15 protein-coding genes are annotated in these 13117 nt (G+C 70.5%); 6 read left to right on the plus strand and 9 right to left on the minus strand.

Annotation, left to right across the window (positions count from 1 at the left end; all coding sequences use genetic code 11):
* The first annotated feature begins 151 nt into the window (after positions 1-151).
* On the plus strand, positions 152-1105 hold the full coding sequence (locus ABZ707_RS07845) for a LysR family transcriptional regulator (protein WP_360169498.1): 954 nt from the start codon (positions 152-154) through the stop codon (positions 1103-1105).
* Positions 1106-1202: 97 nt separating this feature from the next.
* On the plus strand, positions 1203-2069 hold the full coding sequence (locus tag ABZ707_RS07850) for a M23 family metallopeptidase (RefSeq protein ID WP_360169501.1): 867 nt from the start codon (positions 1203-1205) through the stop codon (positions 2067-2069).
* A 20-nt stretch (positions 2070-2089) separates the two neighbouring features.
* Here the strand turns inward: ABZ707_RS07850 and ABZ707_RS07855 are convergent, their stop codons facing one another.
* Both ABZ707_RS07855 and ABZ707_RS07860 read right to left on the minus strand, forming a co-directional pair.
* A complete protein-coding gene (locus ABZ707_RS07855) occupies positions 2090-2677 on the minus strand; it encodes a TetR/AcrR family transcriptional regulator (protein ID WP_360169504.1) in 588 nt (195 codons plus the stop codon).
* Positions 2678-2706: 29 nt separating this feature from the next.
* Complete coding sequence (locus ABZ707_RS07860) at positions 2707-3948, minus strand: MFS transporter (protein ID WP_360169507.1); 1242 nt, start codon at positions 3946-3948, stop codon at positions 2707-2709.
* 164 nt (positions 3949-4112) lie between these two features.
* Between ABZ707_RS07860 and ABZ707_RS07865 the strand changes: the two genes are divergently transcribed.
* Complete coding sequence (locus tag ABZ707_RS07865) at positions 4113-4610, plus strand: GNAT family N-acetyltransferase (protein WP_360169510.1); 498 nt, start codon at positions 4113-4115, stop codon at positions 4608-4610.
* Here the strand turns inward: ABZ707_RS07865 and ABZ707_RS07870 are convergent.
* Together ABZ707_RS07870 and ABZ707_RS07875 are read right to left on the minus strand one after the other, a co-directional pair.
* A complete protein-coding gene (locus tag ABZ707_RS07870) occupies positions 4607-5137 on the minus strand; it encodes a DUF4396 domain-containing protein (protein ID WP_360169513.1) in 531 nt (176 codons plus the stop codon). The genes ABZ707_RS07865 and ABZ707_RS07870 overlap by 4 nt on opposite strands.
* A 213-nt stretch (positions 5138-5350) precedes the next feature.
* The gene (locus ABZ707_RS07875) at positions 5351-6400 is read right to left on the minus strand and encodes a zinc-binding dehydrogenase (RefSeq protein ID WP_360169516.1); all 1050 of its coding nucleotides are present in this window, start codon (positions 6398-6400) and stop codon (positions 5351-5353) included.
* 87 nt (positions 6401-6487) lie between these two features.
* Between ABZ707_RS07875 and ABZ707_RS07880 the strand changes: the two genes are divergently transcribed.
* The gene (locus tag ABZ707_RS07880) at positions 6488-7045 is read left to right on the plus strand and encodes a TetR/AcrR family transcriptional regulator (protein ID WP_360169904.1); all 558 of its coding nucleotides are present in this window, start codon (positions 6488-6490) and stop codon (positions 7043-7045) included.
* Between the two features lie 154 nt (positions 7046-7199).
* On the opposite strand, the gene ABZ707_RS07885 is transcribed toward ABZ707_RS07880, so the two are convergent.
* The 3 genes from ABZ707_RS07885 to ABZ707_RS07895 form a co-directional block, all read right to left on the minus strand.
* Positions 7200-7808: a DUF305 domain-containing protein gene (locus tag ABZ707_RS07885; protein WP_360169519.1), complete on the minus strand. Its 609-nt coding sequence runs from the start codon at positions 7806-7808 to the stop codon at positions 7200-7202.
* A gap of 351 nt (positions 7809-8159) precedes the next feature.
* On the minus strand, positions 8160-8987 hold the full coding sequence (locus tag ABZ707_RS07890; RefSeq protein ID WP_360169521.1) for a response regulator: 828 nt from the start codon (positions 8985-8987) through the stop codon (positions 8160-8162).
* A 165-nt stretch (positions 8988-9152) separates the two neighbouring features.
* Positions 9153-9737 carry a TMEM165/GDT1 family protein gene (locus ABZ707_RS07895; protein ID WP_360169524.1) on the minus strand — a complete coding sequence of 195 codons (585 nt, stop codon included), beginning with the start codon at positions 9735-9737 and terminating at the stop codon, positions 9153-9155.
* Between the two features lie 408 nt (positions 9738-10145).
* On the opposite strand from ABZ707_RS07895, the gene ABZ707_RS07900 reads away from it, so the two are divergent.
* Together ABZ707_RS07900 and ABZ707_RS07905 are read left to right on the plus strand one after the other, a co-directional pair.
* On the plus strand, positions 10146-10766 hold the full coding sequence (locus ABZ707_RS07900) for a hypothetical protein (protein WP_360169527.1): 621 nt from the start codon (positions 10146-10148) through the stop codon (positions 10764-10766).
* A gap of 40 nt (positions 10767-10806) precedes the next feature.
* The gene (locus tag ABZ707_RS07905) at positions 10807-11199 is read left to right on the plus strand and encodes a cupredoxin domain-containing protein (RefSeq protein ID WP_360169530.1); all 393 of its coding nucleotides are present in this window, start codon (positions 10807-10809) and stop codon (positions 11197-11199) included.
* Positions 11200-11359: 160 nt separating this feature from the next.
* Here ABZ707_RS07905 and ABZ707_RS07910 read toward each other — a convergent pair whose 3' ends face one another.
* Both ABZ707_RS07910 and ABZ707_RS07915 read right to left on the minus strand, forming a co-directional pair.
* Positions 11360-11677, minus strand: coding sequence for a hypothetical protein (locus ABZ707_RS07910; protein ID WP_360169533.1), 318 nt, complete (start codon positions 11675-11677; stop codon positions 11360-11362).
* A gap of 179 nt (positions 11678-11856) precedes the next feature.
* Entirely contained in the window at positions 11857-12807 is a 951-nt protein-coding gene (locus tag ABZ707_RS07915) for a PRC and DUF2382 domain-containing protein (protein WP_360169907.1), read from the minus strand.
* Positions 12808-13117: the final 310 nt, after the last annotated feature.

Raw genomic sequence — 13117 nt, forward strand, 5'->3', positions numbered from 1 at the left:
TCGGCGCGACCGAAGTACGTTTTCGCGGTACGTCCGACCGGATCGGTCATTGTTCGGCCCCTTGCGGACCGACAGCGCACAGAACCATGGTTTCCCTGAATCCATCCATAAGTCCAAGAACTCTTGCGCATCATCTCTATATGCTCAGGTCATGGCGACGCTGCGACAGCTGGAATACCTGGTGACGATCGTGGACGAGGGGTCGTTCACCCGGGCCGCCGAAAGGCTCAACGTCACCCAGCCCGGGCTTTCCCACCAGTTGCAGGCACTGGAACGCGAAGTCGGCGGGCCGCTGCTGGAGCGGTTGTCTCGTGGAGTGCGCGTCACCCCGGCCGGCCGGTCGATGCTGCCGCACGCCCGTGCCGCCCTGGCCGAGGCGGGGCGCGCCACCATGTACGCCAGGCGCGCCGCCAGTGTCTCCAGCGGCGAATTGCACCTGGCGGTGCTCTATTCGATCAGCGCCGGTGTCCTGCCCACGGTCCTGGGTCCGTGGCGGCTGCGGCACCCGGGGGTACGTATCCGTCTGTTCGAGCACCGCAGATGGCAGGACATGGGGCAGGCGATGACCGCCGGTCAGGCGGACGTCGCCGTGGGCCCGCTGCCCGACGGCTGGGAGGGCGCCGCACACCACATCGGCACCGAGGAGTTCCTGGTCGTCACGCACGCCGACGACCCCGCGGCGGTCGCGGCACAGACACCGAACGTCCGGTTGTCCGAACTGGCGGACCGCGAATGGGTCCACTTCACGCCCGAGAGCGGACTCTCCGACTATCTCGACCGGGCCTGCGCGGAGGCCGGCTTCCGGCCCCGGATCGCGGTGCGCACCGAACAGGCCCCTTCGGCCGTCGGTTACGCCGCGGCCGGGCTCGGCCCCACACTCGTGCCCGCCAACACCATCCCGCCGCGCTTCGCCGGCGCGTTCCTGCGCCCCGACCCGCCTGTGGTCCGGCAACTGACCGGATACACCCGCACCAGTCCGGATCCGGTCACCACCTCCTTCCTGGAGGCCCTCAGTGCCCACGCCCCCCTGATGCCCGCGCACATCGGCAGGCGGCTGCGCGGCAGCGGCCCCGCGACCCACCGAGCGCAGCGGGAACGCCCGTGACGGCAGAGGGCCGATGGAATACCGTCGCCCTGAAGGGCGCCCGCGGCCAAGGGCCCGAGGCGATTCGTCCGGCGGTGTCCGGGGGCGGGGGACGGACATGCTGATGACGCTGTGGAAGCGCTACGGCCTGGTGTCGGGCGCCGGAGCGCTGTGCATTCTGATCAACGTGGCGGGGATCGGTCCGCTCTGGTACACCGGCGTCGGACTGTGCGTCGCCGGCTGGCTCATGGGCTGGACGCTCATACGCACCCAGCGTCCGCTCCGGGAGCAGCCGCCCGTACCGGTCCTGGTGCCCCTGACCGGCCGCTGGAGGGCGCTCAACGGCCCGGGGACAAAGGTCCCCAGCCATGTGCACAGCCATGCCCAGACCTATGCCATCGACCTGACGTACGCTCCGCTCGAAGGCGTCGGCGCACCGTCCTTCAGCCGGTTCTGGCCGCTTTTCCGGCGACCCGGGTCCTTTCCCTCGTTCGGCATGCCGCTGCTGGCGCCGGCTGACGGAGTGGTCGTGGCGACCGCCACCAGGCAGCGGGACCATCTGACCCGGACGTCGCTGCCCGGTCTCGCCTTCCTGCTGCTGGAGGGCTTTGTGCGTGGCCTGGGATGGCCCTGTCATCTGCTGGGCAATCACATCGTGCTGGACCTGGGCGACGGGGTGCACGCGGTGTTCGCGCATCTGCGGCGCGGCTCGCTCCGGGTGACCGCGGGAGACCGGGTGACGGCCGGTCAACAGCTCGCCGAATGCGGGAACTCCGGCAACTCCTCGGAGCCGCACCTGCACTTCCAGCTCATGGACGGCCCCGATGTGATGACGGCCCACGGCGTGCCGTTCGAGTGGCGTTACCAGGACGACGAGGGGGTGGAGCACACCGGAGTGCCGGCGGACTTCACCCACGTCAATCCGGCTCGGTCCGCCCCCGGCCAGACGCTCCAGCCGGGCCGCCGACCGGGTGCCGCCGGCTGAAGCGATCGCCCTCCGGTGCGTTACGAAAGTGGCGTTGCGGCGTCCACCAGTGCGGACGCCGCCGTGCGGGCGGTGGCCGCCGACGAGGGATCACGGTCCATACGGGCGGCCTGGGTGGCGCCGTCGTAGAGCAGATGGAGCTGCCGGGCCAGGGTCCCGGGGTCGGCGGCGCCGGCCTGCCGCGCCAGGTCCGTGAGCAGATCGCGGATCCAGCCCCGGTAGGTGTCGCTGGCCTGCTCGACCAGGCTGCCCGGCCGGGTTTCCGCGCTGGCGCTGGCGAAGGCGCACCCGTGGAAGCCGGGCTCGGCGAAGAGTTCGCGCTGCGCGTCGAAGATGGCGAGCAGCCGCTCACGCGGCGTGTTGTGGCGTTCGACCGCGCGCGTGATCCGGCCGGTCATGCGGCTGTGACGGGATTCGAGGTAGGCGCCGATCAGTTGCTCCTTGCCGCCGAAGGTGTTGTACAGCGACGCCTTGGCCACCCCCGCGTGTTCGATGACCCGGTCGATACCGACCGTCTGCACGCCCTCCGCGTAGAACAGTTCGTTCGCGGCGGCGAGCAGCCGTTCCCGTGCCGAAGGCTTGGCCGTGCCCCTGCTGGCGGTCGTCATCTCTCTCACCTTCCTGACAGGACTGTCCATCATATGGCCGCGGGCCGGGCGGAGTTCCGGCGAAGCAGCCCGAGGAGAGCCAGCGCGGCGAGGACCATCACGGCGACGCCGTACTCCCGGGCGGTGGTGAACAGCCCGCCGGCGTGCACGACCAGGAAGCCCGCTATCACCGCCGGTCCGCCCATCCCCAGATAGGACACGACGTACAGCAGCGAGAGCACGCCCGAGCCCTCATGGGCGGTGACCAGGGGCATGACGGTACGGATGCCGCCCTGGAAGCCGCTGCCGAATCCGAGGCCGGCGATCGCCGTGCCGATGAAGAAGCCGGTCGCCGAGCCCGCCTCCATCGAGACGAGCGTGACCGCCACCCCGGCTATCAGCGCGAGGATGCCGGTGAGCATGACCGTCCGCGCCGCCGCGCCCCGCAGCGCCAGGACCGAGAGCGCCGCGACTCCGGCGAGGATGAACAGGCTCAGTCCGCCGAACACCACGGACGAGGAGTCGATCAGCCCGCGTACCAGCGCCGGGCCGAGCGATCCGTAGAGCCCGGCCAGCGACCAGACGGCGAACAGCACCGGCGCGGCCACCAGGACCGGGCGGCGTACGGCGCGCGGCAGCTTGATCTCCGGCTTGAGGGTGGCGAGGGCGCCCGGCTTACGGGTCACCGTCTCCGTCATGCGGGAGACGGCGACGGCCTGAAGGGCGAAGACCACCAGCAGGGCCAGATAGATCAGGTGTGTGGGCGCCGGCAGATACTGGACCACCAGCCCGGACACCAGCGCGCCGGTCGCCGTGCCGAGTCCCGGCGCCACGGCGTTGGCGATGGTGCCCTTGGGCCGGTTGATGTCCATCATCCCCGCGCCGATCGCGCCGAGGGCGGCCCCGGTCGACAGCCCCTGGGCGATCCGCGCGACCAGCAGCGCGGGAACGCCGTCGGCGGTGGCGAACACGGCCATCGAAGCGGCCTGCACACCGAGAGCGGCGAGCAGCACCGGGCGCCTTCCGACATGGTCGGACAGCTTGCCGAGCGTCAGAAGCCCGGCGAGCACCGCCAGCGCGTACACGCCGAAAACGACCGTGGTCGTGATGGGGGTGAAGCCCCACTCGGCCTGATAGACCGCGTAGAGCGGAGTCGGCGCGCTGGAGGCGGCCAGAAAGGACACCACGATCGAGGCCAGCACATACAGCGCGATGTTCGGCGGAAGCCGCCGCGTGCCGGCGGTCCCTTCCGTCGATGGCGCGGGCGCCGCGATGGCCGAGAGGTTCGTCATGAAATTCCTTCGTGGGCTGGGTACGGGCGGCCGGGACGGCGCACGGCGAGATATTGAGTAGACCAGTCTGTTCATTGAGCTCGCATAGATTAGACAGAGTTGTCTGCCGAGGTCAAGGCGGGGCGGGTGGGAGGCAGCCACCTCGCGTACGTAATACTCGCCGTATGACGTCGCGTGTTACGGGTGCGGGTGGCGGGGTGCGTGGCGAGGCCGTATCCATCAGACGGGCGACCGCGCGTGACGCCAAGCGGCTCACCAGGCTGATTCAGCGCTCCAGTGCCTACGAGGGGCCCTATGCGTCCATGATCGCGGGGTATCGGGTGGGTCCCGACTACATCGAGACCCATCAGGTCTTCCTGGCCGTCGACGCCGAGGGCCGGCTGCTCGGCTTCTATGCTCTGGTGCTCGTCCCGGCCGAACTCGACCTGATGTTTGTCGCCGACCACGCCCAGGGTCTCGGTATCGGGCGACGGCTCATCGAGCACATGAGGATCCAGGCGCGCGGCGCCGGACTCGACCGTGTCCGGGTGGTCTCGCACCCGCCCGCCGAGGGCTTCTACCGCAGCGTGGGTGCCCTGCGGACCGGTACCGAGCCCGCGAACCCGCCCGCCGTGCTGTGGGACCGCCCCGAACTGGTCATCCCTGTCGGGACACCGTCTTAGGCATGGACAACGGCATGGCCCCTGCCGTGCGAGATCAGCCACCGGTTCACCGGGACGGTGAGGACGAAGGCGACCGCGAGCGAGAAGGTCAGCGACCCCCAGAAGAGGACGTCGGCCAGGCCCGCGTGCAGCGCGCCGGGGACGGCCACCATGACGGCGTTGTCGATGATTTCCATGGCCGCGATGGAGACGGTGTCGGCGGCCAGTGCGATCTTCAGTGCCCGGCGAACGGGCAGACCCGCGCCGAGTACGCCCCGCATCGTGAAGGCGTAACCGAAGACGAACGCCAGGGCGACGGAGAGCGCGATGGTGGCGGCGTTGTCCAGGCCGGCCGCGGTGCCGACGACCATCCCCAGGACCTCACCGACCGCGCAGCCGGTGAGGCAGTGCAGGGTGGCCCGGACGGCGGTGCGCCAGCCGTTGCCCCCGCCCGGCCGGCCGTGGGCGGCGTGTGCGTGGCCGGCGTGCTGGTGAGCGGGCCCCCTGCGGCCGGGCTGCTCAACCGGGTGTGGTGTCTGGTGGTCCATGGCTGCCTCCGTGGAGCACGGTCTGTCGTTCTCTGGCTGGAACCATCAGAACAATATACCCCTAGGGGGTATTCCGGGAAGGGTGCCCGACCGAGGTCGAGCGGACGATCAGCCGGTTCAGTCGCTGCCTGCCACGGCGAGAGGGCCTGCGTCTTCGAAGGCACCGTCGCGGCGGACCGCTCATGGCTCCGCCCGTGATCCACCGGAGGGAACTCAGGGGTGCATGACGATCTTTCCCACGTGCTCCCTGCGGGAGAGTTCTTCCTGGGCCTGAGCGGCCTCGCGCAGGGGAAAGGCCGTGGCGATGACGGGCTGGACCTCTGCCCGGCGAGCGAGGTCCATGAGGAGGTCGAAGTGCGTGGGCGTGTGCATCGCGGAGCCGATGACCTGGGCGTTGTGCAGGTAGAGGCGGCGCACGTCGAAGGTCACGCCGTAGCCGCCGAGTGCGCCGGCGATGACCCACCGGCCTCCTTCGCGCAGCAGCGGCAGCCCCTCGCTGACCAGTTCGCCGGCCACCACGTCGAGTGCGACGTCGATGCCCTCCGGGGCGGCGGCGCGGAATTGCTCGGCGAAGTCTCCCGCGCGGTCGATGACGTCGTGCGCGCCTGCTTCGCGTACCGCGTCGATCTTGGGTCCACTGCTGATGGCGATCACCCTCGCGCCGCGTGCACGGGCGATCTGTATCAGCGCGAGGCCGACGCCGCCGGATGCTCCCGAGACCAGGGCGGTCTCCCCCTTCCGCAGCCGGCCTCGCTCGATCATGCCCAGCGCCGTGCCGAAGGCGGTCGGCAGCGTCGCGAGCTGCTCGTCCGTGAGCGGAGATTCCGTTACGTCGTGTACACGCTCTACCGGCGCCGTCACATACTCGGCGTATCCGCCGTCGCGTTCGCTCCCCATCAGACCCACCGGGTGGGCGTCCGGCCCATCGGTGTCGTAGATCGCGGGGTCGACGACCACTCGGCGTCCCACGAGGCCCCCCGTTACGCCGGTGCCGACGGCCACGACCCGGCCGGCCACGTCGGCGCCCTGGATGCGCGGAAAGTCGATCGGGCCTCGCCAGCCCGACAGTGCCCTCGGGTCGTCCGGACGGCCGTAGGCGCCCTCCCGGGTCCACAGGTCGGTGTTGTTCAGCGCCACCGCGCCGACCTGGACCAGCACCTCCCCTGCCCGAGGGGCGGGGACGGCGACCTCCACCGGCTCAAGGACCTCCGGTCCTCCGTGCCTGACGATGCGCACCGCTCGCATGAGATCGGACCCGCCCATCGCTGAACCTCCTCGTAGGTATACTGATCTGTGAACATCACCGTACACCGACCTGTGAAGGGGCCTGTCGTGCCGGAAGCGCGGCCCATGACGCCGGCCGGCCGCCGCATCGTGGCGGCTGCCGAGGAGTTGTTCTACAACCGCGGCATCACGGCGGTCGGCGTGGATCTGATCGCCGAGCACTCGGGCGTGACCAAGCGGACCCTGTACAACCAGTTCGGTTCGAAAGACCACCTCGTGGCGGCCTATCTCACGGAACGCGACCAGCGCTGGCGGTCACTCGTCCGTGCCGCCGTTGACGCCGGCGATACTCCGGCCGAGGCCGTCGTCGCCCCCTTCGAGGCCCTGCGGACCTGGAGCGAGACCAACACCCGCGGATGCGCCTTCATCAACGCACTGGCGGAACTCCCGGACCCCTCGCATCCCGCACATCGCATCGCCGCGAACCAGAAGCTCTGGCTGCTGAACCTGTTCAAGGAACTCGCCGCCTCAGCGGGCTGCTCGCACCCGGCCACCCTCGCCACCCGACTTCTTGTGCTGCACGAGGGCGCTGTCGCTACGCTGCCCCTCTCGCTCGACGCCCTTCCGGAGAGCACTGACCTGGCACGATTCCTGGTTCAAGCCGGCACATCGCCCCGCCGGTAGAGCATTTTTGACACGGTTGTTCCGTGCGGCCGGGCCGGGCGGCGCACCTTTCGAACACGCCCAGGGTCTTTCGTCCGGATCCGGCTGGGCCGGGGAGCGGGGTCTGGCGCCGGGGATCGCGCGAGCCCGCCGGGGACTACGGGACAACCCTCAGTCAGCGGCGCAGTGCCTTCATACGGGTGATCTCGGCCGTCTGGGACGCGACGATGGCGCCTGCCATGCGTTTGGCGTCCTCGTTGGCGCCCCGTGATGTCTCGGTCCTGGCCATCGCCACGGCGCCCTCGTGGTGCCTCACCATCAGGTCCAGGAAGGCGGTGTCGAAGGCCGCGCCGGTCGCCTTCTCCAGGGAGGCCATGTCGTCGTCGCTCATCATCCCGGGCATCGAGTGCGCGGAGTGGCCGGAGTGACCGGTCCCGCCCGCGGCCGGGACCGGTTCGCCCCAGGTCCGCAGCCAGCCGGACATGGCCTTGATCTCGGGGTCCTGAGCCTGTGTGATCGTGGCGGCGAGCGCCCTGACCTCCGTCGAGGAGGCGCGTCCGGCGGCGAGACCCGCCATCCGCAGCGCCTGCCGGTGATGGGGGATCATGCCTTGCGCGAAGGAGGCGTCGGTGGAGTTGTGGGCCGAGGCCGGAGCACTCGCGTCATGGCCGGTCTGCGTGGCGGGTCCCGTGCCGGCGCCGCCGCAGGCACTGAGAAGCAGCGCGGCGCAGGCCAAGGGTGCGGCGAGGGCGGGGCGACGGGCGGAGAAACGGTGTGCGGTCATGATGGGGCGACTCCTGTGCGGGGGAGGTGTGACATACCGGCGGCGGCCATCGGCCCGGTGAGGGAGCCGGTGGTGGGCACGCCTGTATGCACAGGAATCGCGGTCCGCCCGGGGACGGGACGGCCGGTACGGGAGCGGTCGCGCGGGCGCCGGCCGCGTGCTCGGGATGCCCGCCCGTCCCGGGCGGCGGGAGCGCGCTGCGCGGCGGCCGTCTCATACGGGCATCGTAAACACGGGGGAGCTTCCAACCCGGCAGGACCGGCGCCGGCCGTCCGGGGCGACCGGAATCACCGCCACCCGGCCCATGGGCGGAAAGGTCCGAGCGGCGCCGGCCGCCGCCCGGACCAGCGATCAGCGCCGGGGCAGTTTGACGGCCGTTTCGAGGAAGAACGCGTCAATGCTCCGTACGGCCTGGATGAACTCGTCCAGATTGAGCGGCTTGATGACATACGCGTTCGCGTGCTGAAGATAGGCAGAGCGCACATCGTCCGGGGCGCCCGAGGTGGTCAGGACCACGACCGGAATGGTCAGCAGATCGGCGTCGTCCTTCAGTACGGTGAGCAGCTCCCGGCCGTTCATGCGCGGCATGTTCAGATCCAGCACGATGAGATCGGGCCGGGGGTTCGCCGTGTCCCGCAGGTACTCGAGCGCCGCCACACCGTCCTCGGCCTGGTTGATCGAACGAGCCATCCCGTGCTCCAGGAGTGCCTCCTCGATCAGAAGGGCGTCGGCTGGGTCGTCCTCCACCAGCAGGACGTCGTAGGTGTGGCTCTGGCTGTTCACGGGGTCGTTCCTGTTCTCTTGCGGGGGTATCGGGCGGACGGGCGGCGTGGCGGTGAAGACGAGCCCCGGCCATCGCCGGCGGGCTCCCTGGCGGGAGATGTACCAGGCGTCACCGAGCTGCGGATAGCCGGCGCCCGCGCGTGCGGCCTGTTCGGCCTCGGCACGGGCCAGGCGTTCCACCGCGCGGTTGAGATGCATGAGTATGCGCAAACGGGCGAGGGGACCGGCGGCCGACGGATCTCCGCCGCCGGATGCCGGTGAGCCGTCCCCGGGGTCCGGTACGGTCCAGTCGAATATCTCGTCGGCGAGCCGGTGAGCGAGGTCGCCGACGGCGAGACTCGACATCCGGTCGATGTCTTCCTCGCTGAACTGGGAGGACAGGTCGTTCCGGCGCATGCCCACAATGTAGACGCATCCCCCTGGACAACAACAGTTGTCGGAAGCGTACGCGGGCGCCGCCCGGGCAGCGCAGCCGGCCACCCCCGTCCCACCGCCGACGACGCGGCCCCCGCCCGGGACGCCGGGCGGGGGCCGGAAAGAGCGGGCCGGACGGCCGTCAGGTCAGCCCACGAAGATCTCGACGACGGACCAGACGGCGAGGCCGAGCATGCACACCCCGCCGACGCGCTGGACGGTCTTGAGGGGGACACGGGTCGCTATGAAACGGCCGGCGAGCAGCGCCAGGGCCGAGACGGACATCAGCGCGGCCGCCGAGCCGATGGCGGTGGACCAGGTGCCGTTGCCGGCCGCGAGGTTCGCGGTGGTGATCTGGGTGAGGTCGCCCCACTCGCTGATGAACACGGCCATGAAGGCCGTGGAGTACACCGGCCAGAAACCGGTCACCGTCCTGACGTCGCCGCCCTCGTCCTCGTCGCCGCCTCCGTCGCGCAGCAGCATGAACGCGCCGAACGCGAAGAGCACGGCGGATACGAGCTTGACGATCCAGTCGGGCAGGAGCCCGATCAGACTGCCCGCTCCGACGGCGATGGCGACGTGCACGATGAACGCCGTCGACGTGCCGAACCAGACGTAGAGCGGGCGCATGCGCGTACCCATGGCGAGGGACGCGAACATGGTCTTGTCGGGGAGCTCCGCAAGGAAGATCAGCCCGAAGGCGGTGAGGACCGCCAGGGGGTCGAGATGCATTCCGGGTGGCTTTCTCTGAGGGCCGGGCCCGGATCTTCGTCATGCCCCGGAAGGAATGGAGGACCACTCGGCCCGGCACGACGGTGGTGTCCGCAGGGGCGCGGACGTGTCTGTGCCTGACCGAAGGTCTCGCCCGCCCGCCGGATCGGCGGGCCCGGCCACCGGGAACCCGAAGGCTCCAGTGTGTCGACGACCGGTTCGCGGGGCTACTCCCCTTCGCAGCCGCCCACATTACCCCACCCGGAGGGTCCGCCGGGGGCGGTCCCGGACGGGGCCCGCCCGGCCGCCGTACGTCGGACGGCTCTTCCGGGTGGCCCGCTGCCGGGGGGTGTCGTGTAGTGGGTTTTGCCGGCCGTGATCAGCCGGTCGGTTTGCTGCCCGTGGGGCGGCCTGATCAGAGGAGCCTTGATGAGGAGCAACACCAGGACAGCCGCCGCCGTGGCGGCCGCCGTACTGTGCGCGGCGGCGCTCGCCGGATGTTCCGACAGCGGCGGCGGATCGGCGGCCAAGCGTGACATGCCCGCCGACTTCGCGGAGGCGTCCGCGAGCCCGACCCCCTCCGCGAGCCCGTCCCCGCCCGCCAGAAACCCGAACGAGATCTCCGTGGCGTCCGGGCCACTCGGGAAGATCCTGATCGACAGCAAGGGCCATACGCTCTACCTCTTCGAGGCCGACACGAGGAACAAGTCCACCTGCTCCGGAGACTGCGCCGTGGACTGGCCGCCCCAGATCGTCACCGGACAGCCGAGGGCGGGCAAGGGCGGCGTCGACCAGAGCCTGCTCTCCACCACCACCCGCAGCGACGGCAAGAAGCAGGTCACCTACCGGGGCCACCCGCTGTACCGCTTCGAGGCCGACAAGAAGCCGGGCGAGACGCGAGGCCAGGGTCTGACCGCCTTCGGAGCCAAGTGGTTCGTCATCAACCCGGCCGGCAACAGGGTCACCAAGCCGCAGCCGAGCCCCACCACCGGATCACCGAGCCCGACCGGCAGCTCACCGAGCGGCTCGCCGACCGCCGGCAGCTACTGATCCTCCCGGCAGGACCGGGGCCCGACAGGCCGGAGAGCAGATGACGCTCGCACACCGCACGGGTCAGGCACGTCTGGCCGCAGTCCTCGCCGCCGTCTGCGTCACCGCTCTCGGTGGCTGCTCCGACACCGGTGGCAGCAGTTCATCCTCCACCGCCCCCAGCGCGACCTCGTCCGCGGGCGGGCACACCATTACCATCGACAACTTCACTTTCAAGCCCGCAGCCCTGACCGTGTCACCGGGTGCGAAGATCACTGTGATCAACAAGGACGCCGTCACCCACACGCTGACCGCCATCACGGGGAAAGCGTTCAACACCGGCGACATCCCCAGGGGGAAGACGGTCACCCTCACCGCCCCCGCCAACGCCGACACTTACCAGTACATGTGCACCATTCACCCCTTTATGAAGGGCACTCTGACCGTCCGCTGACCCCTTGGGCCGATGCCATCGAGGGGCGGCTCGGCCGTCGCGGCACCGATCGCGCGCCCCTGGGCAGCGAGCCGCAGGCGGTGCGGGCCGCCGCCGCACCGGCCGGGCGCGCGACGGAGGCGTGCCCGTCGCGCCCGCTCGCGACCTTGTCGGACAACCCTCAGCCCGCGTCGATGCCCGTGATGACCGGGTCCCCCAGGGGCGCGGTCCGGATGGTGAAGCCGGCCTTGTCGAGCGCGTCGCTCGCGATCCTCCGGGCTTCCTCCTCCGCCGCGTTCGAATCGTCGGCCTCCACTTCGAGGCGGATGGTGAGCGTCGACTGCTCGGTGTCCACGGAGAGCAGGTCCAGTTCCTCCGCCGCGCCGAATTCGGTGCCCTGCGGGTCCGCCGGCCTCAGGGCCCCGAGCAGTACGGACCGCGCCTCGCCGGTCAGCGGTTCATGAAGCGTGCCGGGGATCGTCACTACGTAGGTGGTCATACACAACACCTGTCCCGCCGTCCTCCCGGCACTCCTCGCCGGAAGAATCAGCCGCACCCGGAGTACGTACTCCCGCGCCGCGAGCGACCGAGGGCCCCGGCGCCGCTCTCGCACGCGGCGGGCGGCGCCGGGGCCGCACAACAGCCTCCGCACAGCGGGTGCCGAGCGGGCGGACCGGCTCAGTGGCGGGGGCCGCGCTTGCCTCCGAGGTCCTTGTCACTCTGGCCGGTGTCGTACTCGATCTGCTCCTTGCGGACGTCGGAGGAGACCTCGCGCTGCTCCGTCACCTTCTCCGTCTCCATGCGCACGCGCTCGACGGGAACGGCTTCCTTGCGGATGACGGGCTGTTCGGCGTGGAGCGTCACCTCGGTCTCGGCCTCGCCGATGCGGGCGCCGCCGTCGCCGGCGCGCTCGCCGGGCGCGATCGGCTCATGGATGACATGCACCTCTTCATGGCTCAGCGGCACGGAGGTGGTGACGCTCTCGGTCACCACGACCTTGCGCAGCCGGGCCCTGCCGACCTCGTGTTCCTCGGTGCTGATGTGCAACTGCTCCTCGGAGAGGATGAGTTCCTCGCTCTGCCCGGGGTCCGGGGCCGGGTGGCTGCCACGGGTCGCGGCGGCGCCGGCCCTCCCGGCCATCGCCGGTCCCGGGCTCCCGCCGGCGGTCATGTCCGAGCCGGCCGGCATTCCCGTCGCCATGTCCCGGCCCATGCCCGTGCCCCTCCCGGTGCCGGCCGCGGCCGCGCCGGTGCCCGCCGTGCCGGTCGCCAGGGGCTTGCCCATCGCGCTCCTGCCGCCCTGAGGCCCGGTGATGCCGTAATGCTGGTAAAGCTGCTTCTCCTGGCTGGGCTCCAGGTGCTCGTCGGCATCCAGACGCGGCGCGTCCTTGACGGTCTCCTTGGTGTACGGGACATGCAGGTCCTCGCCGAGGCGGCGGGCGCCGGCCAGCGGTACGAGGCTCTCCTTCATACCGAAAAGACCGGTTTTCACGGTCACCCATTCCGGGCGGCTCGTGCGGTCGTCGACATAGACATGGCCGACGTTGCCGATCTTTTCGCCGTCCCGGTCGTACACGGCCAGACCGTTCAGCTCATTGGGGTTGTCGAAGACGCCGTCGGCTGACATCAGAGATCACTCCTCGCGTGGGGGAAGCGCGTCTGCGGGGCCGGACCCTCACGGCCTGGCCCTTTACGGTCAGTCGCGCACCCATCCATCGCGCCTCCACGCGGGGCCGACGGCAACCGGGGAAGCCCTCCGGGCACGGCTCCGGCAGCTCAACCACGCGCCGCTCACTGCACAATGTGCCCCATCACCGCTATCCGCCATTCGGGTGAATCGGTTGTGCGTGACCGTTCACGCCGGGGCGCCAGGCGGGGCCGCCCCGCGATCCGGCACCGGCCCCGTGCCCCGATCCCGGCGAAAGAGCCCGAGCACGACC

This window comes from Streptomyces sp. NPDC006923, assembly GCF_040635655.1.
Classification (GTDB): domain Bacteria; phylum Actinomycetota; class Actinomycetes; order Streptomycetales; family Streptomycetaceae; genus Streptomyces.